The organism is Streptomyces sp. NPDC029139 (assembly GCF_055564335.1).
This window is the reverse complement of record NZ_JBVHWN010000006.1, coordinates 318,518-344,282: the sequence shown is the minus strand read 5'-3', so window position 1 is coordinate 344,282 and position 25,765 is coordinate 318,518. Positions and strand designations below refer to the sequence as shown.

Here is a 25,765-nt window from a genome sequence, read left to right as displayed (position 1 = left end):
GACGTTCGCCCTGTCGACGGCGGCGCGTGGGCGCCGGTCGTCGACAGGGCTCGGCGCGTCCGGTCTCAGCGGATCAGGCGCTCCGGGACGATCCCCTGGGCGCGCAGCTCGGTGAGGACCAGGGCCGCGTACTCGGTGGCCCCGCGGACCGAGGTGTGGGTGTTGTCCCGCTTCTCGGTCGTCAGGTAGAGCGCCGTGGACGCCTGGGGGCCGAGTTCCTCGACGCGCGCCTTGGTCAGGGCCGTCAGGTCGATCAGCGGGGTGCCGAGGCCGGCCGCGAGGCGTCTGATCTCGGCCGGGTGGTCCACTCCGAGGGCGTTGACGAGCAAGGCGGTGCCGTTGTCCAGGGTGCCGTCGGCGTTGAACCAGCGGCGCACGATCGGTGTGACGAGGACGGGCCGTCCGCCCCGTTCCCGTACCCCTTCGACGAGGGTGGTGAGGTTCGCCCGGTAGGTCTCGGCGTCCGTCTGCTTGTCGTTGTGGGCGAGCTGGATCAGGACCGGGTCCCCGGGCCTGATCAGGGGCCGGACGGTCGGGAAGAGGGCGGGGTTCGCCAGGTAACTGACGGTGCTCTCGCCGGAGTCGGCGTGGTTGGCGACGGCGATGCCGCGCTTCAGGTACCGCGGCAGCTGTTGTCCCCAGCCGGCGTACGGCTCCCCCGGCTGGTCGCACACGGTCGAGTCCCCGACGACGAAGATCCGGGGAGCGGCGGGGGCCGGAGTGACCCGCACGCCGGCCACCTGCGGCGCCGTGCCGCCGAAGGCGAGGTCCAGCCCCGGGTTTCCGGCGGGGCCGGTCGGCTGGCCCTCGGGCTCACGGACGTCCACGGTGAAGGAGCGCCGGATCCGCTCCCCGGCCCCGGTGGGAGTCTCGGCCAGCAGGGCGCGGCGGGTCTCACCGGTGACGGAGGTCGCCCCGGCGGTGTCCCCGCCGAGGGTGACCTCGACGTCGTACGTTCCGGGCGCCACGTCGAAGTGGCAGACGAGCGGGCCCGACCCGGAGGGCGCGCAGTGGTCGAGGCCCTGGCCGTACGGGCTGTCGGCGTGGGCCGGGGCGCCGCTCAGGGCGGTGACGGCGATCGCGGCGGCGACGAGCAGGGGGGTGCGTCTCATCGTTCCTTCTTCTCTACGCGGGGAGGCTGTCGCCGACGAGGGCGAGGTTCTGGATGGCGGCGAGCCCGAACAGGGCCGTGGTGTTGGTGCTGATCCACAGGTGTTCGTAGCCCGGTTCGAGGGCGGCGGGCCCCTGGACCGGCGTCTTGTCCCACACCATCGCCGAGGTGTAGCCGTCGCTCGCCAGGAACTTGGCCCAGGCGCGCCGGGCGAGGGCGGGGTCGTTCAGCTGGGCAGCAGCGTAGGCGTCCTGACGGGAATGGCCCTGGAAGAGGAGCAGCGTGCCGAAGTTCTTTCCGTACCGGGCGGCCTGTTCGGCCTTGGTGGCGTTGAAGTAGCGGCAGTAGTCGAGCCAGGCGTTCTTGAACGCGGGCATGTCGACGAGGTCGATGAGCTCGGCGCACATCTCGACCAGCCCGAACATCGCGGAGAGGTGGGAGACACCGACGACGGGTTCGGTGGCGACGGCGAAGCGGCCGGTGTCGAGGTCGTAGAGACCGGTGCCCTGGACGAACCCGTTGGGCTGGGCGGCGATGGTCTCCATGGTGGAGCGCAGCCGGGCCTCGGCCTTCGCCGCCTTGGGGCCGCCGCGCTCCCACTCGGTGAGCCAGGCCGCGGCGAGGCCGCTCCAGTCCGTGCCGAAGCCGATGGAGAGGGCGTGGCGGTCCGGGGTGTACGGCTCGGTGCGGATCTTTCGGATCGGGTCGAGGACGAGGAAGGTCTCGTCGGAGTCGACGAGGGCGTGCATGAGGTCGCCGACGCGTTCGTCGGCGGTGAGGAAGTAGTAGGGCCGTCGGTAGACGGCCGTGGAGATGCGCTGCTGCTTGGCGCTGCACGCGAAGTGCTGGACGCCGTGGCGGGTGCCGAGGCCGGCCCAGGTGCCGAGGTGGTAGACGTCGACCTCGCCGGTGTGGCGGGTCATCGCCTCGGCGAAGCGGAAGATGTCGGAGCGGCCGGAGCGCAGGTAGGCGTACCAGAGCCACAGGTCGGGCGAGAGTTCGGAGTTGTCCCAGGCGTAGCCGCCGACGTCGTACCGCCACTGGTGCCGGTCCTCGTCGTAGGTGTGCATGATGTCGCCGTAGTCCCAGAAGCCGTACCAGCGGCGCTGCTCGGCCTGGTCCTTGTAGTAGGTGAAGAGGTAGTCGAGGTGGTCCTCGATCGTCGCCTTGGCGGCGGTGGAGCGGTCCACGGGGGCGAAGAGGCCGCCGAAGACACCCGCCCGGCTGAGGTCCTCGGGGCTCGCGGCGAGTTGCGGCGGCGTGGAGACGGCGGCGGCCTGGGCGACGAGCGTGTCGGCGGTGGGGGTGGACGCGTTGGCCCAGAACATCAGCTCGCTGGTGCGGGCGATGCCGTAGGGGGTGCCGAAGCCGGGCTCGTAGTCCTCGTAGGTGATGTTGAGGCCCTCGAGCTGCTCGGGGAAGGTGTCCTGTCCCATACCGTCGTGGTAGAAGCGCAGGTCCATGGGCTGGGCCTCGGGCGACCAGAGCCAGAGCGTCACCTCGGCGGCGTCGCCGGCGGCGCCGCGGATGTCGAGCTGGGCGGGGTGCTTCTGCCAGAAGTCCCGCAGGCCGAAGGAGAGCCCGCCGGTGACGCCGCCGACGTAGCCGAAGCCGTTCGCCCGTCCACCGCCGCCGGCCGGGATCCAGCCGTGTCCGGCCTTGGTGCGCTTGCGCAGGGTGAAGCCGTCGGCGGAGAGCTGGGAGAGGGTGTAGTCGCCCCAGGTGAGGATGTACCGCAGCCGGCTGGTGACCCGCTGGTCCCAGGTGGCCGGGTCGGGCAGCCTCGCGCCCGCGACCTGGGCCTTGCGGACGGCGGCGCCGGGGTCGCGGCGCAGGCCGGTGATGCCCTGGACGGCCTCGGTGAGGAACCCCTTGCCCTCGCCGGCGATGCGGATGTGACGGTCGTAGGCGGCGTCACGCATCGGGACGGTGAACCGGACGCCGAGGCCGCGGATGAAGTCCTTGTTCTGGTCTCCGTCGTACGTGATGGTGTGCACCATACGGAAGGACTCGGCACCGGCGTAGAAGTAGAGGCGCACGGAGAAGGGCAGCCAGCTGCGTCCGGCCTTGCGGTGCTTGCCGTCGATCCGGACCACGGCTCGGACGGGTCCGCGCTGTTCGACGGTGGCGCCGGCGATCTCGCCGTCGAACCGCTCCCATTTCGCGTTGCCCTGGTCGCCGTCGTCGAGGTCGCTCTGGCGCAGCAGCACCAGCCGCCCGTCGGTGGCGATCCGCACTCCGTCGCGTACCACCGACTCGACGAGCTTCTCGCCGTCGCGGGAGATCACCGCCCTGATCGTGCCGGTGTCGACGGTGATCCGCCGGTCGGACTCGGTGACGGTGATCTGCCGGTTCGCGGTCGCCGGGGTGCCCGGGGCGAGCGTGAACCTCTCCGCCCCGGCGGCCTCCGGCCCGACGGCGTGCGCGGTCCACTTGAGCGAGCCGTCGGGCCAGCGGGCGGTGGTCCAGGTCTGTACGGGGACCTCCTTGCCGTCGGCCGTGGTGAGCGCGAAGGTCCGGTCGGCGGGGTGCGCGCCCTTGGGCCAGGGCACGCCGAAGGTGGAGCCGGGCGCGGCGCCCAGTCCGCCGTTCTCCAACCAGGTGACGGTCGCGGGCCGGTCGGCGGCCGCGGCCCCGGCGGTGGTGGTGGCGGCTCGCGCGTCGCCCCGCCCGAGCGCCCAGCTGAACTGGGCGGCGGCACCGGCGACGGCGGCGGCCTTGAGCAGAGACCTGCGAGGAAGGGAGGACATGCGAATCCTTTCATGAGCATGACATTCGAGGGCTCGACGGAGACTCCGCGAGCCGCACGACCGACCGGGTGAGACAGGGCCGGCCGGGTCGGAACCGGCCGGCCGGTGCGTTCCTACGAGGCGACGGCGCGCCGTTCCACCGCCAGCGTCGCGGCCACGAGCATCCCCAGCGCCGGAGCCGCCAGCGGCGCCGCGAACCACGCCGAGGCCGCGATCACGGCGCATCCGCAGACGACGAGGAGCGAGCCCGCGGGGTCCACGACCGTGCGGCGGCCCGCGCCCCGCAGGAGCGCGCGCCACGACGCCCCCGGCCGCCACGCCACGCTCGCGCGCAGGACGGTGACGGCCAGTCCGATCATCACCAGGACCCCGACCGCGCCGATGAGGCGGCCCCCCGGCAGCCCCGCCCGTACGATCGCGAGGTCCGCCCAGAACAGCGCGAGTGCCGCCCATGCCCCGATCCCCACGAGCCAGCCTCGGCGCGCGGCGGAACGCAGGTCGGCGACGAAGGACCGCCAGCCGCTCTCCTCGTCGCCGGTCCAGCGGCGCAGATGCGCCGCGCCGGCGGCCAGCGCCGCCGGCAGGGTGACCACCGGCAGGGCCGCGAGCGCGATCCACACCCCGACGAGCAGGCACTCGGCGAAGACACCGAACCTGGTCAGGGTCCGCGGCTTGAGCATCCCCTCAGCCCTTCAGTCCCGACGTGGCCATGCCGTCGATCAGATACCGCTGGAAGGCGAGGAAGAAGAGCAGTACGGGCAGCAGCGCCACCAGTGACATGGCGATCATTCCGCCGTAGTTGGCCAGCCCGTCCTGGTCGACGAACATCTTCAGGCCGAGGGACACGGTGTACTTCTCGGGTTCGTTGAGATAGATCAACGGCCCCATGAAGTCGTTCCAGGCGTTGATGAAGGTGAAGATCGCGCTGGTGATCAGCGCGGGCCGGCACAGCGGCAGCACGATCGACCAGTAGATCCGCAGATGCCCGCAGCCGTCCAGGCGGGCCGCCTCGTCCAGCTCCTTCGGCAGGTTGCGCATGAACTGCATCATCAGGAAGACGAAGAAGGCGTCCGTCGCCAGGTACTTGCCGAGCAGCAGCGGCGTGTAGGTGTTGACGAGCTCCAGCTTCTGGAACAGCACGTACTGCGGGATGAGCAGCACGTGGTACGGCAGCAGCAGCGTGCCGATCATCACCGAGAAGAGCACCCCGCGCCCGGCGAACCCGATCCGGGCGAAGGCGTAGGCCGCCAGCGAGCAGGACAGGAGCACGCCGACCACCGAGCCGACGGCCAGGAAGAGCGAGTTGACGAAGAACGTGGAGATCGGGATGTCCGCGATGCCGTCGGCGAGCCGGCTGTAGTTCTCCAGGACCGGATCGGCGGGGAACAGCTCCAGACTGCCCACGATGTCGGCGTTCGGTTTGAACGAGCCGCCGATCACCCACACGACCGGGTACAGCACCACCGCGAGAGCGGCCAGCGCCCCCAGGTGCCAGGCGACCGAACCCGTACGCCTCGACGCGTGCGTGATCGTCGGCGGCGGGGTCGTCGGGGTCGGGGGCGGGGTCGGGGTCATCGGCGTCGTCGGGGTCCTCATCGAGCCGCCTCCTCGTAGTGCACCCAGCGCCGCTGGGACCAGAACAGCACCGCGGTCACCAGACCGACGGCGAGCAGCAGCATCCAGGCCATCGCGGAGGCCAGGCCCATGCGGCTGTTCTCGAAGCCCTGGATGTAGAGGTAACAGGTGTAGACGAGCGTGGCGTCGGCCGGTCCACAGGTGTTGCCCTGCCCGCCGAGGATGTAGGCGGAGCCGAAGATCTGGAAGGAGTGGATGGTCTCCAGGAGCACGTTGAAGAAGAGCACCGGCGAGATCATCGGCAGGGTGATGCTCCAGAACCGGCGCCAGGGGCCGGCCCCGTCCATCTCGGCCGCCTCGTACAGCTCGCGCGGCACCTGCTTGAGTCCGGCGAGGAAGATCACCATCGGGGCGCCGAACTGCCAGACGGTCAGGGCCACCAGGCTGTAGACGATCCGCTCCGGGTCGCCGATCCAGCCGCCGGGGTCCATGCCGAACAGCTGCTGGGTCCGGTCGACCACGGCGTCGTCGGAGAAGATCGCCCGCCAGACGATGGCGATGGAGACGCTCGCGCCGATCAGCGAGGGCGCGTAGAACGCGGCACGGTAGAAGCCCTGCCCCTTGCGGTTCTGGTTGAGCAGCAGGGCGACGCCGAGCGCGGCGGCCAGCTTGAGCGGGGTGCCGATGACGACGTACCAGCTCGTCACCTCCACCGAGGTGCGCCAGCGCGGGTCGGCGAACATCTCGGTGAAGTTCCGCAGGCCGATCCACCGCGGGGCGTCGAAGAGGTTGTAGTCGGTGAAGGCGAAGTAGAGGGAGGCGACCATCGGTCCCGCGGTGAGCAGGAGGAATCCGGCGATCCACGGGGACATGAAGAGGTATCCGGCCAGGTTGTCCCGGCGTGCCCGGCGGGGGCCGGTGTTCCGTGCGGGGGCCGTCGCGCCGCCCCCGCGCGCGGAGCCCGGGGTGCCGGGTTCCGTTCGCGGGCACGGGGGCGACTCCGTCGAGGGTGTCGTCGGTACGTGTGTCACGGCGGATCCCATCAAGAACCGAGCGCCGTCTTGGCCTCGGTGAAGTACTGCTTCACCGCGTCTCCCACGGAGCGCCTGCCCAGCGCCATCTCCTCCGCGAGACGCAGGAAGGCCGACTCGCAGACGTCTGCGCCCGCCGGATGCGGGGTGATCGTCTCCAGGACGCCGGTGTCCACCAGTTGCTGTTCGTACGCGGCGATCTGCTGGGCCACCGGGTCGGTCGGCTCGAACGCCTCGTACTGGGCGGTGGTGGCCGGGACCCCGCGGTCGAAGCCCATGATCGTGGCGACCTCCGGGTCATGGACCATGAAGTCGATGAACTGGGCCACTTCGGCAGGGTGCTTGGTGCGCCTGGAGCCGCTGAGCATGAGCGATCCCAGGTACTGGCCGGTCTTCTTGCCGTCGGTCGTCGGGATGGGCGCGAGCCCGTACTGGCTCTTGCCCTCGGCGGAGTACCGCACGGCGAAGTTGTCCCAGGTGAACTCGGCGGCGGCGAGCTCGGCGGTGACGGCCGACTTCGGCTTGACCTGGGCGACCTTGCCGGGGGCCGCGTGGATGCCCGACCGCACCCCGGCGTACGCCGTGGTCCACCATTCGGTGAGATCGGCCTCGGTGAAGCCGAGCCCGTCCTTGGTGAAGAACGCCTTGCCGTGCTGGCGCAGGTGGAGGTCGTACAGGTACATCACGCCGTACATCCCGCTGTCTCCGGCCCTGCCCTGGGTGTCCCGGATCTTGGCGAGCGCGGCGTGGAACTCGCCCCAGGTCCAGCCCGGGCGCGGGGTGATGCCGGCCCGGGCGAACAGAGCCTTGTCGATGACCAGGGCCATGGAGTTGCTGCCCACCGGCACGCCCAGCAGCTTGCCGTCGACCTCGCCGAACTTCTCCAGACCGGCCCGGAAGCCGTCCAGCCTCAGGTTTCCGGCCCTGGCCTGCTCGGTGAGGTCGAGCAGCACGTTCTTCTCGTCGTACTTGCGCAGGAAGCCGATGGCGTTCTGGAAGACGTCCGGCGGGTTGCCGCCCGAGGCCTGGGTGTTGAACTTCTTCCAGAAGTCGGCGTAGGGCTGGAAGTCTGTCTTGATCTTGATCTTCGGGTGCTTCTTCTCGAAGAGCGCGATCGTCCGGTTGATCCGCTTGGCGCGGTCGTCGGACCCCCACCAGGCGTACCTGAGGGTGACGGTCCCTCCGCCGGCCCCGCTGCCACCACCGCCACACCCCGCCGCGGTCAGGCCGAGAGCGGCCAGTGAGCCCCCCGCGAGCTTGAGCATCCCCCGTCGGTCGACCGTCCCTCGAGTACGCACCGTTCGTCCTCCTGCGCGATTGAAACGTTTTAGGAAAGCGCTTGCTGGGTCAAGGTAGGGATGCCTGCAGCGGACGTCAATGGTTCTGACAGGATCGGTCGACGCGCCGCGAGGGCGCCATCGCTGAATGCATTCAACTCCGCCTGGGCAGACGGCCTCAGGCCAGGCGTACGACGTTCCAGGACATCGGCTCCAGCACCACGCGCAGTGTGCCGTCCGTGAGGGTGCCGCCGTCCACACGATGCGGGAGGACCCGGTCGGGGTGGTCGAGCGTGTTGCACGCCTCCGGGTCCGCGTCGGCGAGCGCGCTGTGCTCGACGATCCGGTGCGGGCCGAGCCCGTGGAGGGTCACCTCGAGCGGCAGCGACGCGTGACGGTCCCGGTTGACGGCGAAGACGGTCACGCCGCCGCCCTGGTCGCGCACGGCGGTGGCGTGCAGCAACGGCACCTCGCCGAACCTCTCGGTCCGGTACGTCGGCGCGTCGACGCGCACGTCGAGAACCTCGCCGCGCCCGTACCGGGACGCCTGGGCGAAGGGGAAGAAGGTCGTCTGCCGCCAGGCGGGGCCGCCGGGTTCGGTCATGATCGGCGCGATGACGTTGACGAGCTGGGCGAGACAGGCCACGGCCACCCGGTCGGCGTGACGGAGCAGGGTGATGAGGAGCGAGCCGAGGACCACGGCGTCGGTGACGGTGTAGACGTCCTCCAGGAGACGCGGAGCCTCCTGCCAGTCCTCGACGGGGTGCGGGTTGGGCCGGCGCTGGTACCAGACGTTCCACTCGTCGAAGGAGAGAGTGATCTTCTTCGAGGACTTGAGACGGGCGCCGACGTGATCGCACGTGGCGACCACGTCGGCGATGAAGGTCTCCATGTCGACGGCCGAGGCGAGGAAGGAGTCCCGGTCCCCGTCGGTCTCCTCGTAGTACGCGTGCAGGGAGATGTGGTCGACGACCTCGTACGTCTCCGCCAGGACGGTCGCCTCCCAGGCGGCGAACGTCTCCATGGACCGGTGTGAGCTTCCGCAGGCCACGAGTTCGAGCCCGGGCTCGAACTGGCGCATGGCCCGAGCGGTCTCGGCCGCCAGCCGGCCGTACTCGGCGGCGGTCTTGTGGCCGGTCTGCCAGGGTCCGTCCATCTCGTTGCCCAGGCACCACAGCCGGATGCCGAAGGGGTCCTTGTCGCCATGGGCGACGCGGCGCTCGGAGAGCTCGGTGCCGCCGGGGTGTTCGGCGTACTCCAGGAGCTCCAGCGCTTCGGACACGCCCCGTGTGCCGAGGTTCAGGGCGAGCACGGGTTCGGCCCGCGGGCCGAGCTTCCGGAGGAAGCCGATGAACTCGCCGAGCCCGAACCGGTTGGTCTCGGTGGACCGCCAGGCGAGGTCGAGGCGCCGGGGGCGTGCCTCGACCGGCCCGACCCCGTCCTCCCACTTGAAGCCGGAGACGAAGTTGCCGCCGGGGTAACGGACGGCGGTCACACCGAGTTCACGAACCAGCTCCAGGACGTCGGTGCGCAGCCCGGCCTCGTCGGCCGCTGGATGTCCGGGCTCGTATATGCCGGTGTAGACGCAGCGGCCCAGATGCTCGACGAAGGACCCGAACAGACGCGGATCCACGGTGCCCACCGTGAAAGCCGGATCGAGGGTGAAGCGGGCAGGGGTGCGGGACATGCGGTTCCTTTCCAACAGGCAAGGCCCTCGCGGGATTCAGCGGCCCAGCGGTTCGATATGTCGAACGGCTATCGCGTTCTCGAACGGGACCGTAGGGTCGGGCCTCGTGCGCGTCAATGCCGCGATCGGCGGCCGGACAGACCGAAGGCCGGGCGGACCCGGGGAAGCGGGTCTGCCCGGCCTCGTCGTACGCGGAGCCGTCTTTCTGCGGGGCGGCTGTTATTCGAGCAGCTCCGCGTACGCGCCCATGGCCAGGGCGATGTCCGCCTGGGCCCAGAACCGGTGGTACGTGAAGACGGGCGCGGCGCCGCCCGCCAGATAGGCCTCGATCTTCGGCCAGGCCGGGTCGTCCTGGTAGAAGGAGCGGATCGAGGAGAAGGTGGAGGCGCCGTTCACCACGTCGCCGTTGGGCATGGTTCCGGTCCAGCCGCTCGGCACGTACACGGCGTCGTCGAAGCGGCTGTAGTCGGCGCGGGTCTCCGGGACGGCGACGCCCAGCGGGTCCTGGTGGTGGGTCCACATGCCGTCGAGGAGGGCCTTGGCGACCCGCTTCGCCTCGGCGTGACCGGACTTGGCCGCGTAGTAGGTGAGCGTCTTGGCGTAGGCGGCCGCCACGCCGACGTCGTCGGTGTAGTCGGTGACGGTGACGTGCAGGCCGGCGTTGGCGCCGGGGTTCGCGGCGTTCCAGGTGTCGGGGGCGCCGGACCACTGGAGGGTGGAGGGGATGCGGTAGGTGCCGTCGGGGTTGATCGTGGTCTTCGACAGCGCCCAGCCGACCCACTTGTCGAGGACCGTCTTGGCGGCGGCGTCACCGGTCTGCCGGTAGTACTCGGCGACCCGCTCCATGGACCATGCCTGGAAGCCGAACCACTGGTTGGACGCCGGGTCGTGGTAGACGGGCTTCTCGTCGTAGAAGAGGCCGTGGAAGGTGGGGGTTCCGGCCGGCGGCTGCGCGTAGCGGCCCTGCCAGCTGTTGGTGGCGCCGCCGGCGATGGCGCCCTCGGAGGACTGGAGCCAGCGGTAGAACTCCAGCTGACGGTCGAGGCTGGTCGCCCAGTCCGCCGCGCCCGTGGCCGACTTGGGCCTCAGGGGGGCGTACTCGCTGAGCGCGTAGGCGGCGAGCGGGTTCTGGTAGCCGCCGTGGGCGTGGCTGGAGCCGATGCGCCAGGACCAGCCGGCGCTGGTGTCGGTGGCGCCGCCCCAGGCGTAGTACCAGGACATCAGGTAGTGGGCGCTGTCCTTGCCGGTGCCGGCGGGGCAGGCGGTCGGCCCGACGCAGTTCCCGGACTTCTTGAAGTACTTGTCGAACATGGCGTAGCGCAGGTAGTCGCCCATCTTGGCGGCCTTGGCGACGGTCGCGGTGACCTGGGCTCCCTTGCCCTGCTCCTTGGCCCAGATGTCGGCCCAGTAGGCGGCCTGCACGGCGCGGGCGTCGGCGTCGGGGGCGTTGGTGAACTTCCACTGCTTGGCGTAGGAGGCGTCCCCGGTGAAGAGGTCGAGGTAGCCGTTCCTGCCGCCGAAGGTGAAGTTGTCGCAGGTGGGATGGGGGACGGTCTCCCAGACGGACTCCTGCGGGCCGCGCTGGAAGGTGTTGATGTACGAGGGTCCGGTCGCGGTGGGTCCGGCGGAGCAGGAGCCGGGCTCGTTGCCGTAGCCGTAGACGTTGTCGACGTCCTGGAGCCAGTGCATCCCGTAGATGTCGTCGGTGCCGTAGGCGCTCTTCAGCTCGGCGGCGATCGGGTCGGAGCCGGCGGTGACGCCGCCGTCGAGCCGGGCCGGATACTGCGACGGGAGATCGTGCTCGGGTGCGTACGTGGCGGGCTTGGAGGCGTTGTAGCTGCCGGTGGTGGGCTGGTCGGCGTGGGTGGGGATCATGAACTTCTCCATGGTGTCCCACGCGCCGTTGAACTTGGTCCAGTCACCGGTGATCTTGCCGTACATCGCCTGGAGCCAGATCAGGTAGCTGTACGCCTCCGAGGTCGTCTCGTGCCCGTGGTCGGGGGCCTCGACGATGAGTGTTTCGACGGAGTGGTACGGGACGCCCTCGGGCGAGAAGTAGCCGTTGGCCGGGTTCGTGATCTTCCCGTGGAGGTCGAGGAAGCGGGCGTCGTAGGTGGAGTCGGCGGCCAGTTGGGTGACGGTGACCTCGGCCTTGGCGTGGCCGGGGGCGGTCGCGGTGAGGACGGCCGAGCCGGTTCCGGTGGCAGCGGCGGCGACGGTCACCTTCTGGGCGGTGTTCCAGTTCGCCGGGGTGAAGGTGAGGGTTTGGCCGCCGGAGACCGTGAGGTTGCTGTTGCCCGAGGTCCGCGCGGTGGTCACGGTGACGTTCGCGGAGGGCTGCGTGGAGAGCTTGAGGTCGAAGGTGCCGGTGGCCCCCTGGCGTACCGCGAGCTGGGCCGGCGCGGCGACGAGGGCCGGACCCGCGGCGACGGTGATCCCGACCGGGGCCGACTCTGCGGAGGCGCCGAGGCTGTCGTACGCCTTGGCGTAGAGCGAGTGCGGGCCGGCGGCGAGGCCCGTGGCAGCGAGGGAGAACGGGGCGGTGGTGTCGGTACCGAGCAGCGTGGTGTCGCTGTAGAACTCGACCTTGCTGATGGTCGCCTGGTCGGCGGCGGCCGCGGTGGCGGCGAGCGGGACCGGGTTCCCCTCGGTGAAGACGGCTCCGGGCGCGGGGCTCGTGAGCACGGCGACCGGGGGCTGGTGGGCGCCCGTGCAGGGGGTGCCGTTGACGGCGAAGGCGGTCGGGGCGGTGTTCGTCCCGCTGTACGTGAACTGGGCGCCGGTCGTGACGGCGGCGCCCGCCGCGATCGTCCGGTTCCAGGAGGCGTTGGTGACCGTGACGTTCTTGCCCGACTGGGACCAGACGCCGCTCCAGCCGTTGGTGAGCTTCTGATCGCCGCTGTGGGCGTAGGTGAGGGTCCAGCCGTCGAGCGGGGTGGTGGCGCGGTTGGTGAGGGTCAGCTCGGCGGTGAAGCCGGACCCCCAGTCGTTCGTCCGGTGGTCGACGCTGCACTGCACCGCCGCGGCGTGGGCGGTGGTGCCGTTGACGGCGGTCAGGCCGAGGGGCAGGGAGAGCGTGGCGGCCAGCGCGGTCAGCAGCCTGCGGGATCTTCCTGGTGGCATGGGGGTGGATCTCCTCGCGGCTCGGGGAGGTGGGGGTGTGCGAAGACATGGGCACAAGCTCTGAACCAGTGGGAGCGCTCCCACTGTGCCGACGGGGTGGAACGGCGTCAAGGTGCGCGAAGAGTCGAAGGAATTCGACAGAGAAAGTTGACAACTCCTCTTTTACTTGGGGCCGGTTGCCGCTACGGTCGGGCCCCACCAGTGGGAGCGATTCCAGTCAGTCGGCGCGTCGTCAGGTACGCGCCCTCGCTGCAAGGAGTCGCTCATGCGACATCCCCCGCGTTTGTCCGCGCTGCTCGCGGGAGCAGCGCTCACCATGGCGAGCACCGCCTTAGCCGTGGTCGGTACGGCCTCAGGAGCCGCGGCCGCACCTCTCTGCACCGTTCAGTACTCCGTCGTCGGCTCATGGGCCGGCGGCTTCCAGGGGTCGGTGACCCTCACGAACAACAGTTCCGCGCTGACGGGTTGGAGCCTCGGCTTCGACTTCCCCGCCGGTCAGCGGGTGAGCCAGGGCTGGGCGGGAAAGTGGTCCCAGTCCGGGTCGGCCGTGACCGTCGTCAACGAGAACTGGAACGGCGCTCTCGGCACGGGAGCGAGCGTCACGGCCGGGTTCATCGCCTCCTGGTCGGGTGCCAACACCGCGCCCGCGTCCTTCACGCTCAACGGGACGGCCTGCGCTGTCGACCCCGGCCCGAACCCGACCACCCCCACACCGACCCCGACTCCCACTCCCACTCCCACTCCTACGCCCACCGATCCCAGCGACCCGCCCGACCCCGTCCCCGGCGCGCCCGAACTGAGCGTCGCCGGCAACCGGCTCACCGATCAGAACGGCGCGACCCGCCGTCTGCTCGGCGTCAACCGCTCCGGCGGTGAGTTCATGTGCGTGCAGGGCCACGGCATCTGGGACGGCCCTGTCGACGACGCCTCGGTCCGCGCCATCGCCGACTGGAAGGCCAACACCGTCCGCATCCCTCTGAACGAGGAGTGCTGGCTGGGCCTGGACAACATCAAGCCCGAGTACCGTGGCGCGCACTACGTCGACGCGGTCAAGGACCTGGTGACGCGCGTCCTCGCGCACGGCATGACCCCGATCGTCGAACTCCACTGGACGTACGGCCAGTACACCGGCAACTCGGCGGGCTGCGCCGACGTCCACGCCTCCTGCCAGAAGCCGATGCCCAACGCGCGCTACACCCCGGCCTTCTGGACCTCGGTCGCCGACACGTTCAAGAACGACCGCCGTGTCGTCTTCGACCTGTTCAACGAGCCCTACCCGGACCGGGCGACCTCCACCACCGCGCAGGCGTGGACCTGCTGGCGCGACGGCGGCACCTGCCCCGGCATCGGTTACGAGGTCGCCGGCATGCAGGACCTGCTCGACGCGGTGCGCGCGACCGGCGCCCGCAACCTGGTCCTCGTACCCGGCATCGCGTACGCGAACGACCTCAGCCAGTGGCTCGCGCACCGCCCCACCGACCCGGCGGGCAATCTGGCCGCCGCCTGGCACGTCTACAACTTCAACACCTGCTCGAACGAGGCGTGCTGGGACAGCACCCTCGCACCGGTCGCCGCCCAGGTCCCCCTCGTCGCGGGCGAGATCGGTGAGAACACCTGCGGGCACGCCTTCGTCGACCGCGTCATGAAGTGGTTCGACGACCGCGGGCTCTCCTACCTCGGCTGGACCTGGAACACCTGGAACTGCTCCTCGGGACCGGCCCTGATCACCGCGTACGACGGCACACCCACCGCATTCGGCATCGGGCTGCGCGACCATCTGCGCGCCCTGAACTGAAAGGCACACCACGACATGAGCCGCACCACGAGCCGCACCGCCCTTCTGGCGGCCCTCGGCCTGATCACGGCCACCGGCGCCACGGCCACCGTCATGACCAGTACGGCCGGAGCAGCCGCGGCCGGCTGCCGGGTCGACTACCAGGTCACCAACCAGTGGAACAACGGCTTCGGGGCCAACGTCACGGTCACCAACACCGGTGACCCGCTGAGCTCCTGGACGCTGGAGTGGTCCTACGCGGGCGGCCAGCAGGTCACCCAGGGCTGGAACGCCACCCTCACCCAGTCCGGCGCAGCCGTGACCGCGAAGAACCTCTCGTACAACGGAAACCTCACCACGGGCGGTTCGACCTCCTTCGGCTTCAACGGCTCCCACACGGGCACGAACGCCGTCCCGGCGACGTTCACGCTCAACGGAGTCGTCTGCAACGGCGCCACGCAGCCGCCGACGACGCCGCCCACCACTCCCCCGACCACGCCGCCGCCCGCGGGCACGAAGGCCGACAACCCGTACGCCGGCGCCCGGGTCTATGTGAACCCCGAGTGGTCGGCGAAGGCGGCGGCCGAGCCCGGCGGCACCAGGATCTCCAACCAGCCCACCGGTGTGTGGCTGGACCGTACCGCCGCCATCGCCGGGGTGAACGGCGGCATGGGCCTGCGCGACCACCTCGACCGCGCCCTCACCCAGAAGGGCAGCGGCGAACTCGTCGTGCAGCTGGTCATCTACAACCTGCCGGGCCGCGACTGCGCCGCGCTCGCCTCCAACGGTGAGCTCGGACCGACCGAGATCGACAAGTACAAGACGCAGTACATCGACCCGATCGCCGCGATCCTCGCCGACCCGAAGTACGCGGGCCTGCGCATCGTCACCACCGTCGAGATCGACTCCCTGCCGAACCTGGTCACCAATGTGTCCGGGCGCCCGACGGCCACCGCGAACTGTGACGTGATGAAGGCCAACGGCAACTACATCAAGGGCGTCGGCTACGCCCTGAACAAGCTGGGCTCGATCCCGAACGTCTACAACTACGTGGACGCGGGCCACCACGGCTGGCTCGGCTGGGACGACAACTTCGGCGCGTCCGCCGAACTGTTCAAGACGGCCGCGACCGCCGAGGGCTCCACGGTCGCCAACGTGCACGGCTTCATCGTCAACACGGCCAATTACAGCGCGCTGAAGGAGGACCACTTCAAGATCGGGGACTCGGTCAACGGCGTCTCCGTGCGTCAGTCGAAGTGGGTGGACTGGAACCGGTACACGGACGAGCTGTCGTACGCCCAGGCCATGCGCGACAAGCTGGTCTCGCTCGGCTTCGACTCGAAGCTCGGCATGCTGATCGACACCTCCCGCAACGGCTGGGGCGGTACGGCCCGGCCGGCCGGGCCCGGGGCGCTGACGAACGTCGACACCTACGTCAACGGCGGCCGCTACGACCGGCGCATCCACCTCGGCAACTGGTGCAACCAGTCGGGCGCGGGGCTCGGCGAGCGGCCGCAGGCCGCGCCGGCCGCCGGAATCGACGCGTACGTCTGGATGAAGCCCCCGGGCGAGTCGGACGGCGCCAGCAAGGAGATCCCGAACGACGAGGGCAAGGGCTTCGACCGGATGTGCGACCCGACGTACACGGGCAACGCGCGCAACGGGAACAGCATGTCGGGCGCGCTGCCGGACGCGCCGCTGTCCGGGAAGTGGTTCTCGGCCCAGTTCCAGGAGCTCATGAAGAACGCCCACCCGGCGCTCTGACCCCTGCTCGCCCCCGCGCCGGCCGGAACCCGCGTTCCGGCCGGCGCGCCACGCTCATGTGATCCACCGCACAGCCCCGAACCGCTCACTTCGCAGGTCCCGTCCGGTCATACGTACAAGAACACTCCGCACCGACAGGACAGGACACCGACGCCATGGCCGACGCCGTGAAGGGCCCCGCGAGCTACTTCCCCTCGATCGAGAAGAAGTACGGCCGCCCCATCGACGCGTGGAAGGACCTCATCCGCTCCTCGCCCCTGACCAAGCACATGGAACTCGTCGCCTGGCTCAAGGCGGAGCACGGGCTCGGGCACGGCCACGCCAACGCCCTCGTCGCGCACACGCTCGCGGAGGACAGCGGCAGGTGATCCCATGTCAGCGCCCCGCCCGGTCAATTCGCTCGCACATGACCGGCCGGGCCTGGCAGGATCGCCGCATGACCTACGGAATCGAGTATCACTCCGCCCTGTGAGCGCCCCGGACGAGCGCGGAGCGCTCACCCCTCGGCCCTCCCTGTACGACTACGCGCTGCGGCTGTCCGCCGCGGAGTCCGACGGCCGCCCACCCGGACGCGGCCACCCCCTCCCCGAGCAGCCTCCACGGCCCGAGCGGCGCTCCCCTCACGGCTGGAGGGAGACCCACGAGGCGCTCGTGGACGCCCTCACCCCCCTCCTCTCCGATCCGCGCACCGGGTGGGCCGCCGAGGAGGTGCACCGGTGTCTGCGTGAGCTGAACGTACGGGTGCATCACGTCCGCCGCGCCGTCGCCGGTCTGCCGCCGGCGGACGAGGCGGCCGCGCGGGCACTCGGCCGCCGTCTGACCCGTACGGGAACGAGTGCCGAGGCCGTCGGCGTGGGCCTCTGCCTCCTGGCGCGGCTCGGCGAGCCGGAGGACGTCCCGTGCCTTCGGACGCTCGGCCTGCTCCGCGAGTTCACGGGGACGGCCGTCCAGGCGCTGGACGCTCTCGACCGCCCCGCGGCCGCCCTCCTGAGGCTCACCGTGAGCGTCACTCGCCCCGGACTCCGCCCGCTGGTCGACGCGCTCGCCGTGCACGACGACACGGCCGCCCGCGCCGCCCTGGTGGCGATGGACCCCCACCCGCGCGCCCTGGGACCGGAGACGGCTCGCAGGATCGCGGAGGCCATGGGACTCGTCGACATCCTGCGCGAGGAGCCGGTCGACACCCGTGTCCTGGCCCAGGCGGCGAGGCTGCTGTCACGGATGACGAGCCAGCGCGACTACCGGCCCGAGATCCTCTCCTACGAACAGGCCGTCAGCGCCTTCGAGGCCGTCGCCGCCCGTGCCTCCCTCCTCTCCCCGACGCTGGACCACTGCGCGACCCTGCTCTCGCTCGCCCTCGACCTGTACTGCGGCCCGAGCCGCCTGCTCCCGTGGCCGCCCGGCCGGCGGGAGGCGCTCCTCGACTCGCTGGAGTGCGTCCTGCGGGACCCGGCCTGGGCCGTCGTGGCCGACCGCGAGCCGGAGGACGCCGCCGAACGCCGCCGCGCCGCATGGGTCCGGCGTACGGTGCGGCAGCCGTTCGTCCGCCGTCCGGCGGACGAGCCCCGGCTCCGGATCGTCGTCGCCGTCCGGGACCCGGCGGACCCCGACTGCGCCGAGACGCGCCTGCTGATCGACGGACGTCCCCTCGTGCCGGAGGTGTTCGGCCGGGGCCCCGGGCACGCTCCGGAGTACCTGCTCGACAGTGGACGTCTGCGGGCGACGGCCGAGCCACGGGAGGTGCAGCTCGCCGAGGCGTACTGCACCGAAGGCTGCTGCGGGGCTCTCTACGTCACCGTGCAGCGGGACGGGAGCCACGTCGTGTGGCGCGACTGGCGCAGCACGGCCTCCGGCCGACGGGGACAGCCGCGACTCCCCGCGTACCGCTTCGACGCCACCGCCTACGACACCGAGATCACGCGCGCCGAGAACGACCACTCCTGGGCGTGGCCGGCCCGGATCACCGCGCGCCTGCTCGCCGCGGGACTGCGCGACCGGCCGGATCTCCTGACCCGCTGGGACGCCCGGTTCGGATGGGTCGGCACCGACTACAACGATCCGGACACCACGGTGCTGTCCTTCACGTTCCGGCCGGGCCTCGCCGCCGGGCGGCAGGACGCGAACGGGGCGTGGCTGCAGTTCCTCTGGCGGCTGCCGGACGACGGCGCGCCCCCGGATCTCCGGGCGGCCGCCGCGCTCCGGCTCCTGGAAACCACCGACCCGAAGACGTGCGCACGGGTCGGAGGCGGGAGCCAGGAGCACGCGAGCGAACTCGGCTACCCCTGGCCCCCGGGCGAAGAGGGCGTGTTGCGAACGTAGCGCCGTCCGCCCCTAGGGGGTGTCTTGTCGATCAGGCCGGCTGAGGGAGCGGAGTCTGGTGCGTGCGATCGTAGGGCGGAGGAGGGAGTCAACGCGGAGCGTTGGCGACCGACGACAACGCGGCGAGCGTGCGTGCCAGACTCCGCGAGCCCGGCAAGATCGGCAAGACACCCCCTAGCGGGTGTCGCCCTCCCAGTCCCAGTGCGCGTCGTCGCCCTCGCGCGGCCCGTACCGGGCGTGGCCCCCCGGGCCGTAGCAGCCGATCTCCGTGGCGAGGGCGGCCCCCTCCTCGAGCTGTCGCGCGGTCCATCCGGTGACGTCGAGCAGGAGGCCGTCCAAGGGGCCCGCCACCAGCTCGCGGTAGACGCGCCCGGGTCGTGGGCCCGGATCGGGATCGTCGTGGTCGGCGCCGTACACACGCCCTCTCATCAGCTCGTCCATACCCGGCAGCATGGCACCCGGCACTGACAATCGCCCGGCCACGAGGGTCCCGGTCAGGCCGCTGGAGCGATGTTCTGGTTGGAGCGGAAGACGTTGCCGGGGTCGTACTCCTTCTTGAGGGCGCGCAGTCGGCGGAGCTTGTCGGCCCCGTACGCCTGCTGGACGCGGTCCGCGCCCTCCTCCATGAGGAAGTTGACGTAGACACCGGCGTGGTACGGCTCGAGCGCGGACCACCAGGCGCGTGCCCAGGCGCGCGCCTCGTCGAAGCCCTCGGCGTCGACGCAGTTGCCGTTGATGTTCAGGGTGTGTACCACATTGCGCCCGCTGCACGCGGTCTCGTCCTCGCCCACGCGGGCGACCGCACCACCCAGATGGAAGATGTTACACGTCGAGAGCGGGGAGGTGATCCGCTGTGCGTGCGCCGCGCTGATGTCGATGACCTCGTCGTCGAGTCGCTCGATGTCGCAGGACCGCACGTAGTACCACCAGCCGGGGCGGAACGACGGGTCGAACATGGACTGGTGCTGCAGATAGGGCTTGGGCGCGCACAGGTCGAGCAGGGGTGTCCCGAACTCCCGCAGCGGCCGGAGGACGCGCTCACCCGTCTCGATGTCCCCGGCGTAGCAGCTGATCACCGCGATGACCGGCCGGCCGTGCAGCGCGGGCGGAATCGAGGGGAGGGGCGGGGCCTTGCGGTGGACGACGATGGTGGTGAGCTCGTCGGGCACGTCGGTGATCCAGTCCCGGTAGAAGCGCAGCACCTGCGGTGCCTCTTCCAGGGGCCACAGGATGGGTCCGGCGAGCACGACGGGTCCCACGGGGTGGAGCCGGAACTCGAACTCGGTGACGATGCCGAAGTTGCTGCCCGCGCCCCGAAGGCCCCAGAAGAGTTCGGGCTCCTGGTGTTCGTTCGCCGTGACGAAGGTGCCGTCGGCCGTGACGACGTCGGCGGAGACCAGCTGGTCCACGGTGAGCCCGTGCTTGCGCATCAGCCAGCCGATCCCTCCGCCGAGGGTGAGTCCGGCGAGGCCGGTGTGCGTGACGATGCCCGCGGGCACGGCCGCCCCGAAGTGCTGCGTCTCGCGGTCCAGCGCCCCGAGCAGGACTCCGGCCTGGGCCCTGACCGTGTGGTTCACCGGATCGACGCGGATTCCGCTCATGGCCGACAGGTCGATGACGATGCCGCCCTCACACAGCGACTGCCCGGGGAAGCTGTGCCCGCCGCTCCGCACCGCGACGGGCAGGCCGCTGTGCCTCGCGCTCCGCAGCGCGGCGACGACGTCGGCGACGCCGGTGCAGTACGCGAGGAGGGCGGGGAACTTGCTGATGGATCCGTTCCAGATGCGCCGTGCCTCGTCGTAGGCGGGGTCGCCGGGTCGGACGAGCCTGCCGGAGAAGGATCGTTCCAGCTCCTGGAAGGCCACCTCGTCCACCTGCGCGGCGGGGACTGTGCCCATTGCTCACTCCTGCGCGGATTCGGCCCCTCTGGCCAGCGTCCCACCGGCCGGTGACCGCTGCCAGCGGGCCGTGGGAGGGGCGGGAGGTCGTCGCCGTGGTCGTCGTCCGCCTGCGCGACCTGTGAGCCGGCCCGCAGGGCGTGTTGGCGGCGGCGTACGGGGGATCGGGTGGCGGCGGGCTCAGGCGCCCACGGTGCCGTCGACACCCTCGCGCAGGAAGTCCGCGTGTCCGTTGTGGCGGCCGTACTCGAGCAGGACGTGCACCATCACCATCCGCAGCGACACGTCCTCGCCCCACCTCGGCTGGTGCCCGACGAGGTCGAGGGAGGCGGCCTCGCGCTCGATCCGCCGGGAGTTCTCCACCTCGGCCTCCCAGGCGGCGAAGGCCTCGGCGCGGGTCGACCGGCTCGCGTCGTACGCGGCCTGGAAGTCGATCCGGTCCGACCAGACCATCGGCGCCTCGCCGTCCTCGAAGACCCGGCGGAACCAGGCGCGTTCCACCTCTGCCATGTGCCGGACCAGGCCGAGCAGGGACAGGGTCGACGGGGGCATGGACCGCTCGCGCAGCTGGTCGTCGCTGAGCCCCGCGCACTTCATCGCGAGCGTCGCGCGGTGGTGGTCGAGGAAGGCCCGCAGGGTGTCGCGTTCACTTCCGAGGCGCGGCGGTCCGGTGCGGGGGTCGTCGGTCACGGTCTCTGCTCCTCGTCACGATCCGGTGCGGGAACCGAACCTACTTCCTTCCGCCCCTCCCCCGCCCGGCACTCACCTCTCCGGTGGGCGCCGCTCGGCCGTCAAGGACGCGACGAGGATCCCGGCGAGGCCCGCCCACACCACCGTCTCCGCCCCGACGGTCAGCCAGCCGGTCGCGCCGAGCGCGAGCGCGGCACCGAGTCCCGCGCCCAGCGCCCTCCGGTCGGTGGTGAAGGCCCAGGCCCGGCGGCCCGTGCCGGGCTCGCGCAGTTCGAGCACCGCGGCCCGGCACACCAGCGCGGCCGCCGCGACCACGGCTGTCAGCACGGACGTCTCCATGGCACCGCCTCTCCCCGTCCATGCTGACGCACCGCCCCGGGCCCCGCACCGGCCCGGCGGGCCGGTCATCAGCCGGCGAGGAAGTCCTCGATCGCCGCGGCCAGCGCCTGCGGGGTCTCCTCCGGGGCGTAGTGGCCCGCCTCCGGGAGGACTTCGAGGCGGGCGTTCGGGTACCAGCGGAGCCAGCCGGCCGCCATCGCCTCGGCGCCGAGCGCCGGATCGTGGGCGCCGACGACGAGGAGGACCGGGGCCGGGTTGTCCTTGACGCGCCGGTGGAAGTCGGTGCGGGACCACGAGTCGAGATAGGCCCGGAAGGCCCGGGCGGAGGAGCGCTCCACCGAACGTTTCACGACGGGGTCCAGCCAGGCGTCGTCGTACCGGCCGCCCGTGGTCGTGTCGATGATGATCCGTCGGTTCGCGGGGTCCTCCGCGGCCCCCGCGAACAGCGCCCAGCCGGCGTCGTCGAGGGGGAAGCCGGCGGCGGACACCGGCGAGATGCCGATGAGGGAGCGGACCCGCTCGGGCGCGTCGAGCAGCATCAGCTGCGCCGCCTTGCCGCCCATCGAATGGCCGATCACGCTGAAGGAGTCCCAGCCGAGGTCGTCGGCGACGGCGAGCGCGTCCGCGGCGACCTCCTCCATCGTGAACGCGCCTTCGGTGTCGATCGCCTCCCCGTAGCCCCGGCAGTCGAGGAAGGCGTACGTGCCGGTGACCCCGTTCAGATGGGCCCGCAGCGGGTCGAAGCTGGTGCGGTCGCCGAACCAGTTGTGCAGCACGAGCGCCCGCCGGGGGCCGTCGCCCTCTACGTCGTACGGAAGAACCTGGCCCGTCATCACGCCCCCTGGTCACGAGGTGGTGGAAGTGCTCCGGCACCTGCGTGTCGGCGCTCCCGACCGGCCGCCGACGATCGAGTGTCGCGAGCCGCGGCGGCCCGGTCAACCGTCCGGGCGGGGGCGCACCGCGGCGCACGGGGGCGACCGGGCGCTTCCGGGGCGCGCTCCGGAGTGACCCGATACGTGTCCGGCCGGTCACGCTTCGCGGCCGGTTTCGAGATGCGAGGGCCCACGGCCGGGGAGCATGCTGGCTGTGTGACGTCGCACGGCGAGGCCGGCCCTGCCCCGTCGGCCGGGGCCGGGGAGGCTCCCGCGAGTACGCGGACCGACGGGCAGCCGCTCGACGCGCTTCCGCTGGTCCTGGCCGAGAGCGCGCTCCGGACGATCGAGGCGGTCGGCGGTTACGCGGGCGTGGTCTATCTCCGGTCCGGGACGCCGGGGCTGCTTCGCATGGCCGTGTTGGCCGGACTGCCGGGCCGATTGTTCCGTCCCTGGTGGCGGATGCATGTGAACCGGCCGTTCCCGGTGGCCGAGGCTCACCGCTCGGGCCAGCCGGTGCACCTGGCGGACGTCGAGGAGGCCATGCGGCAGTTCCCGCAACTGGTGGCGAGCCTCCCCTTCCCCTTCGCCTCGCTGTACGAGCCGATCGTGCACGGCCGGGAACGCTTCGGGGTGCTCGTGGTGCTGCGTACGCCGAGCCCCGGCGTCCCGGTGAACTCCAGGGACCGGATGCGGATGGCGCGGGAGGCGCGCCGGCTCGGGGAGACGCTCTGGGGGCTCATGGAGGACGGCACGCCCGTCGAATGGCCCGAGGAACCGGTGTGTGTCCAGCTGCCCTCGGGCGGCACGAAGCCGGTCCGGATCGGCTACTTCGACTGGGACCTGACCAGCGGCACGGTGACCGCCGACGCAGGGCTGCGGGCGATCATCGGGGACGATGACACCTTCCCCGGGACCATCGAGGCGCTGACCGCCCGCCTCGCTCCGGAGGACAGCTACGCGCTGTGGACGATGGCCCGCCGAGCGGCCGAGTCCGGTGCGCAGGTGGCACGCCGGATCCGGCTCAAGGGGCCCGACGGCGGGCTCCACCTCCTGGAGGTCTCGGCCCGCGCGGCGAGCGACCGTCCGGGCCGGCTGACGGGCTCGCTGGTCGACCTGGGCACCGGCCTGGTCGGCTCCGACGCCACCGACCGGCTGCCGCGGGCGATCCTCGCGATCGACCGTCTGGCGCGCATCTCGTACGTGAACCATCTGGCCGAGGCGCTGCTCGGCCGTCCGCGCTCGACACTCGCCGGGCGGACCGTGTTCGAGGTCCTGCCGTGGCTCGAGCATCCCGCGTACGAGGAGCACCTGCGGGCCTCGCTGCTCTCGGACGAGCCCGTGCACTTCCTGGCCCACACCACCGAGGCGGAGTGGTTGTCGGTCTCGCTCTATCCCGGCCACGACGGCGTCACCCTGGTGCTGCTGCCCGAGAGGGGCCCCTCCTACAAGCCCGGGTCCGTCTCCCGGCCGGACGCCGGCATCGGCTCTCCCGCGGACCGGGCGTCGGCGCTGTACCGGCCGGTGGCGCTCGCCATCGCGCTGACCGAGGCGGTGACGGCCCGTCAGGTCTCGGCGGTTGTGACGGACGAGCTGCTACCGGCCTTCGGCGGGCGGCAGTTGGCGATCTATCTGCTGAGCGAACGGCATCTCTATCTCGCGTGGGAGACCGGTTTTCCGCCCGGCTTCCTGGAGCCGTTCGACGGGGTGGGGCTCGACGCCCATCTGCCGGGGGTCGAGGCGCTCACGACCGGCCGGCCGCTGTTCTTCGAATCGATCGAGCAGATGAGCCAGGCCTATCCGGATCTCCCGCTGGACGCCCTCACCGGGGCCCGGGCCTTCCTGCCGCTGATCGCCTCGGGCCGGCCCGTCGGCTCGTGCATCCTCGGCTTCGACCGGCCGCGCGGCTTCAGCCCGGAGGAGCGTACGGTCCTCACCGCCCTCGCCGGTCTCATCGCCCAGGCGCTGGAGCGGGCGCGGCGGTACGACAGCGAGGCCGCCCTGGCCCGCGGGCTGCAGGACGCGCTGCTTCCCCGCCGGCTGCCGGTCCGCGAGCAGGTCGACACGGTGGCGCGGTATCTGCCCGGCACGCAGGGCATGGACGTCGGCGGTGACTGGTACGACGTGATCGAGACGGGGCGCGGTCTGCTGGCGCTGGTGATCGGCGACGTCCAGGGCCATGGTGTCGCGGCCGCGGCCACGATGGGGCAACTGCGCAGCGCGGTGAGGGCGTTCGCCCTCGGCGGCCATCCGCCGCAGGAAGTGGTCCAGGGCACCAACCGGCTGTTGATCGACCTCGATCCGGGGCAGTTCGCCAGCTGCTGCTACGTCGTCCTCGATCCGGCGACCGGCGTCACGCAGGCCGTCCGGGCCGGACATCCCCAGCCCTTGCTGCGCCTGCCGGACGGCAGGACGGAGGTACTGGACCTGCCGGGCGGACTGGTCCTGGGAATCGACAGCGACGCCGCGTACCCGGTCACCGAGCTGCGTCTGGACCCGGGCGCCGTCCTCGCCCTGTACACGGACGGACTGGTGGAGCGCCCGGGCGTCGACATCGACGAGGGGGTCGAGTGGCTGCGCCGCACTTTCTCGGTGACGGGTTCGATTCCGCTCACGGAGACCGCGGACCGGCTGATCCGTGACGCCCGTCAGGCCACGGACCGCCCGGACGACATCGCCCTGCTCCTGGCCGCCCGCTGGGCCCATCACCACTGAGCCCCGAGCCCGCCCGAGCCCGTCGGTGTCCCCCGACAGCCTTTCAGGGGCGGCGGTAGCTGTCGGTCATGGTCGGCGGCGCGTTGTGCGCCGAGAAGGACGAGAACGACGTCCGGTCACTGCTCGCCTGCACACGCCGGGCCTGCTCGATGAGGAGGCCGTCGGCGTTCTCGGTGCGCCCGCTCCCGCGCCGCAGCAGCTTCACGACGAGCAGCAGGACGAGCGCGCCCAGCACACCGAAGAAGACAAGGATCGAAGTCATGACGGGCCCCCACGTCGTCGCACCGTCACGGGTTCCGCTCCGGTTCGAGCCCACGGTATCCCGGCAACGATCTGTGCGGAACGGTGTCGTACTGTCCGGCGTCCTCACCCGGTCGGCCCCGTGGCACTGGTCGACCGGGCCCGGTCCGGCGAGGCTGGGCCCAGCAGCAGGCAGCCCGAGGAGGAACAGTGCAGCAGGACAAGCAGCCGGAATACGCCCCGGTGGTCTTCCGCGACCGCTCCGCGGGGTTCGCCTTCCTGACCCGGTCCACGGCGACCAGCGAGCAGACCATCGAGTGGGACGACGGCCGGACCTATCCGGTCGTCGATGTCGAGATCTCCTCCGAGAGCCATCCGTTCTACACGGGCAAGGCGCGGACGGTGGACACCGAGGGCCGGATCGCGAAGTTCGAGCGCCGCTACGGCGAGGGCGGCGAGGAGTCCTGATCGGGCCCTGCCCGTGGACCTGCTCGGCCACGGAGTGGGCTGGACCCGGTGCTCGATGTCTGCACCGGAACGCTGGTCGTACGACGTCCCCTCATACGACGTCCGGCCGCCTCCGCGACATGGTGCGCGGGG

Annotated in this window: 20 protein-coding genes; 6 read left to right on the top strand and 14 right to left on the bottom strand. The window is 71.3% G+C overall.

The annotated features are described in order from the left end of the window. Positions 1-65: 65 nt before the first annotated feature. From ACZ4VW_RS17410 to ACZ4VW_RS17375, 8 genes are all read right to left on the bottom strand, one after another. Complete coding sequence (locus tag ACZ4VW_RS17410) at positions 66-1,112, bottom strand: rhamnogalacturonan acetylesterase (RefSeq protein ID WP_467963120.1); 1,047 nt, start codon at positions 1,110-1,112, stop codon at positions 66-68. 13 nt (positions 1,113-1,125) lie between these two features. Then, complete coding sequence (locus tag ACZ4VW_RS17405; protein WP_467963119.1) at positions 1,126-3,861, bottom strand: exo-rhamnogalacturonan lyase family protein; 2,736 nt, start codon at positions 3,859-3,861, stop codon at positions 1,126-1,128. Between the two features lie 113 nt (positions 3,862-3,974). Continuing rightward, positions 3,975-4,541, bottom strand: a complete 567-nt coding sequence (locus ACZ4VW_RS17400) for a hypothetical protein (protein ID WP_467963117.1) — start codon at positions 4,539-4,541, stop codon at positions 3,975-3,977. 4 nt (positions 4,542-4,545) lie between these two features. Continuing rightward, positions 4,546-5,436 (bottom strand): carbohydrate ABC transporter permease, encoded by an 891-nt coding sequence (locus ACZ4VW_RS17395; protein ID WP_467963201.1) that lies wholly within the window; start codon positions 5,434-5,436, stop codon positions 4,546-4,548. 17 nt (positions 5,437-5,453) lie between these two features. After that, positions 5,454-6,467, bottom strand: a complete 1,014-nt coding sequence (locus ACZ4VW_RS17390) for a carbohydrate ABC transporter permease (protein ID WP_467963115.1) — start codon at positions 6,465-6,467, stop codon at positions 5,454-5,456. Positions 6,468-6,478: 11 nt separating this feature from the next. Continuing rightward, positions 6,479-7,732, bottom strand: a complete 1,254-nt coding sequence (locus ACZ4VW_RS17385; protein WP_467963199.1) for an ABC transporter substrate-binding protein — start codon at positions 7,730-7,732, stop codon at positions 6,479-6,481. Between the two features lie 190 nt (positions 7,733-7,922). Next, entirely contained in the window at positions 7,923-9,431 is a 1,509-nt protein-coding gene (gene arfA, locus ACZ4VW_RS17380; RefSeq protein ID WP_467963113.1) for an arabinosylfuranosidase ArfA, read from the bottom strand. Positions 9,432-9,650: 219 nt separating this feature from the next. Next, positions 9,651-12,554, bottom strand: a complete 2,904-nt coding sequence (locus ACZ4VW_RS17375) for a glycoside hydrolase family 48 protein (protein ID WP_467963111.1) — start codon at positions 12,552-12,554, stop codon at positions 9,651-9,653. Between the two features lie 265 nt (positions 12,555-12,819). On the opposite strand from ACZ4VW_RS17375, the gene ACZ4VW_RS17370 reads away from it, so the two are divergent. The 4 genes from ACZ4VW_RS17370 to ACZ4VW_RS17355 all read left to right on the top strand — a co-directional run bounded on the left by ACZ4VW_RS17370 (position 12,820) and on the right by ACZ4VW_RS17355 (position 18,411). After that, positions 12,820-14,349, top strand: a complete 1,530-nt coding sequence (locus tag ACZ4VW_RS17370) for a cellulase family glycosylhydrolase (RefSeq protein WP_467963110.1) — start codon at positions 12,820-12,822, stop codon at positions 14,347-14,349. Positions 14,350-14,364: 15 nt separating this feature from the next. Further along, complete coding sequence (locus ACZ4VW_RS17365; protein ID WP_467963108.1) at positions 14,365-16,092, top strand: glycoside hydrolase family 6 protein; 1,728 nt, start codon at positions 14,365-14,367, stop codon at positions 16,090-16,092. Positions 16,093-16,247: 155 nt separating this feature from the next. Continuing rightward, on the top strand, positions 16,248-16,460 hold the full coding sequence (locus tag ACZ4VW_RS17360; RefSeq protein ID WP_467963106.1) for a DUF4287 domain-containing protein: 213 nt from the start codon (positions 16,248-16,250) through the stop codon (positions 16,458-16,460). A 100-nt stretch (positions 16,461-16,560) separates the two neighbouring features. Further along, positions 16,561-18,411, top strand: a complete 1,851-nt coding sequence (locus ACZ4VW_RS17355; RefSeq protein WP_467963105.1) for a hypothetical protein — start codon at positions 16,561-16,563, stop codon at positions 18,409-18,411. A gap of 174 nt (positions 18,412-18,585) precedes the next feature. On the opposite strand, the gene ACZ4VW_RS17350 is transcribed toward ACZ4VW_RS17355, so the two are convergent. The 5 genes from ACZ4VW_RS17350 to ACZ4VW_RS17330 form a co-directional block, all read right to left on the bottom strand. Further along, positions 18,586-18,852 (bottom strand): hypothetical protein, encoded by a 267-nt coding sequence (locus ACZ4VW_RS17350; protein ID WP_467963103.1) that lies wholly within the window; start codon positions 18,850-18,852, stop codon positions 18,586-18,588. A gap of 53 nt (positions 18,853-18,905) precedes the next feature. Beyond that, positions 18,906-20,309: an FAD-binding oxidoreductase gene (locus tag ACZ4VW_RS17345; RefSeq protein WP_467963101.1), complete on the bottom strand. Its 1,404-nt coding sequence runs from the start codon at positions 20,307-20,309 to the stop codon at positions 18,906-18,908. A 180-nt stretch (positions 20,310-20,489) separates the two neighbouring features. Next, positions 20,490-20,999: a DinB family protein gene (locus tag ACZ4VW_RS17340; protein WP_467963099.1), complete on the bottom strand. Its 510-nt coding sequence runs from the start codon at positions 20,997-20,999 to the stop codon at positions 20,490-20,492. Between the two features lie 72 nt (positions 21,000-21,071). Then, positions 21,072-21,338 carry a hypothetical protein gene (locus ACZ4VW_RS17335; protein WP_467963097.1) on the bottom strand — a complete coding sequence of 89 codons (267 nt, stop codon included), beginning with the start codon at positions 21,336-21,338 and terminating at the stop codon, positions 21,072-21,074. Positions 21,339-21,406: 68 nt separating this feature from the next. After that, complete coding sequence (locus tag ACZ4VW_RS17330) at positions 21,407-22,171, bottom strand: alpha/beta fold hydrolase (protein ID WP_467963095.1); 765 nt, start codon at positions 22,169-22,171, stop codon at positions 21,407-21,409. Positions 22,172-22,426: 255 nt separating this feature from the next. On the opposite strand from ACZ4VW_RS17330, the gene ACZ4VW_RS17325 reads away from it, so the two are divergent. Next, entirely contained in the window at positions 22,427-24,925 is a 2,499-nt protein-coding gene (locus tag ACZ4VW_RS17325; protein ID WP_467963093.1) for a SpoIIE family protein phosphatase, read from the top strand. 43 nt (positions 24,926-24,968) lie between these two features. Here ACZ4VW_RS17325 and ACZ4VW_RS17320 read toward each other — a convergent pair whose 3' ends face one another. Continuing rightward, positions 24,969-25,187: a hypothetical protein gene (locus ACZ4VW_RS17320; RefSeq protein ID WP_467963091.1), complete on the bottom strand. Its 219-nt coding sequence runs from the start codon at positions 25,185-25,187 to the stop codon at positions 24,969-24,971. Between the two features lie 188 nt (positions 25,188-25,375). On the opposite strand from ACZ4VW_RS17320, the gene ACZ4VW_RS17315 reads away from it, so the two are divergent. Further along, positions 25,376-25,633, top strand: coding sequence for a type B 50S ribosomal protein L31 (locus tag ACZ4VW_RS17315; RefSeq protein ID WP_467963089.1), 258 nt, complete (start codon positions 25,376-25,378; stop codon positions 25,631-25,633). Positions 25,634-25,765: the final 132 nt, after the last annotated feature.

Excerpts from the sequence above, each read along its gene's own strand:
- ACZ4VW_RS17410 (WP_467963120.1), bottom strand. The coding sequence starts at position 1,112 with ATGAGACGCACCCCCCTGCTCGTCGCCGCCGCGATCGCCGTCACCGCC.
- ACZ4VW_RS17405 (WP_467963119.1), bottom strand. The coding sequence starts at position 3,861 with ATGTCCTCCCTTCCTCGCAGGTCTCTGCTCAAGGCCGCCGCCGTCGCC.
- ACZ4VW_RS17400 (WP_467963117.1), bottom strand. The coding sequence starts at position 4,541 with ATGCTCAAGCCGCGGACCCTGACCAGGTTCGGTGTCTTCGCCGAGTGC.
- ACZ4VW_RS17395 (WP_467963201.1), bottom strand. The coding sequence starts at position 5,436 with ATGACCCCGACCCCGCCCCCGACCCCGACGACCCCGCCGCCGACGATC.
- ACZ4VW_RS17385 (WP_467963199.1), bottom strand. The coding sequence starts at position 7,732 with ATGCTCAAGCTCGCGGGGGGCTCACTGGCCGCTCTCGGCCTGACCGCG.
- arfA (WP_467963113.1), bottom strand. The coding sequence starts at position 9,431 with ATGTCCCGCACCCCTGCCCGCTTCACCCTCGATCCGGCTTTCACGGTG.
- ACZ4VW_RS17375 (WP_467963111.1), bottom strand. The coding sequence starts at position 12,554 with ATGCCACCAGGAAGATCCCGCAGGCTGCTGACCGCGCTGGCCGCCACG.
- ACZ4VW_RS17370 (WP_467963110.1), top strand. The coding sequence starts at position 12,820 with ATGCGACATCCCCCGCGTTTGTCCGCGCTGCTCGCGGGAGCAGCGCTC.
- ACZ4VW_RS17365 (WP_467963108.1), top strand. The coding sequence starts at position 14,365 with ATGAGCCGCACCACGAGCCGCACCGCCCTTCTGGCGGCCCTCGGCCTG.
- ACZ4VW_RS17360 (WP_467963106.1), top strand. The coding sequence starts at position 16,248 with ATGGCCGACGCCGTGAAGGGCCCCGCGAGCTACTTCCCCTCGATCGAG.
- ACZ4VW_RS17350 (WP_467963103.1), bottom strand. The coding sequence starts at position 18,852 with ATGGACGAGCTGATGAGAGGGCGTGTGTACGGCGCCGACCACGACGAT.
- ACZ4VW_RS17345 (WP_467963101.1), bottom strand. The coding sequence starts at position 20,309 with ATGGGCACAGTCCCCGCCGCGCAGGTGGACGAGGTGGCCTTCCAGGAG.
- ACZ4VW_RS17335 (WP_467963097.1), bottom strand. The coding sequence starts at position 21,338 with ATGGAGACGTCCGTGCTGACAGCCGTGGTCGCGGCGGCCGCGCTGGTG.
- ACZ4VW_RS17330 (WP_467963095.1), bottom strand. The coding sequence starts at position 22,171 with ATGACGGGCCAGGTTCTTCCGTACGACGTAGAGGGCGACGGCCCCCGG.
- ACZ4VW_RS17320 (WP_467963091.1), bottom strand. The coding sequence starts at position 25,187 with ATGACTTCGATCCTTGTCTTCTTCGGTGTGCTGGGCGCGCTCGTCCTG.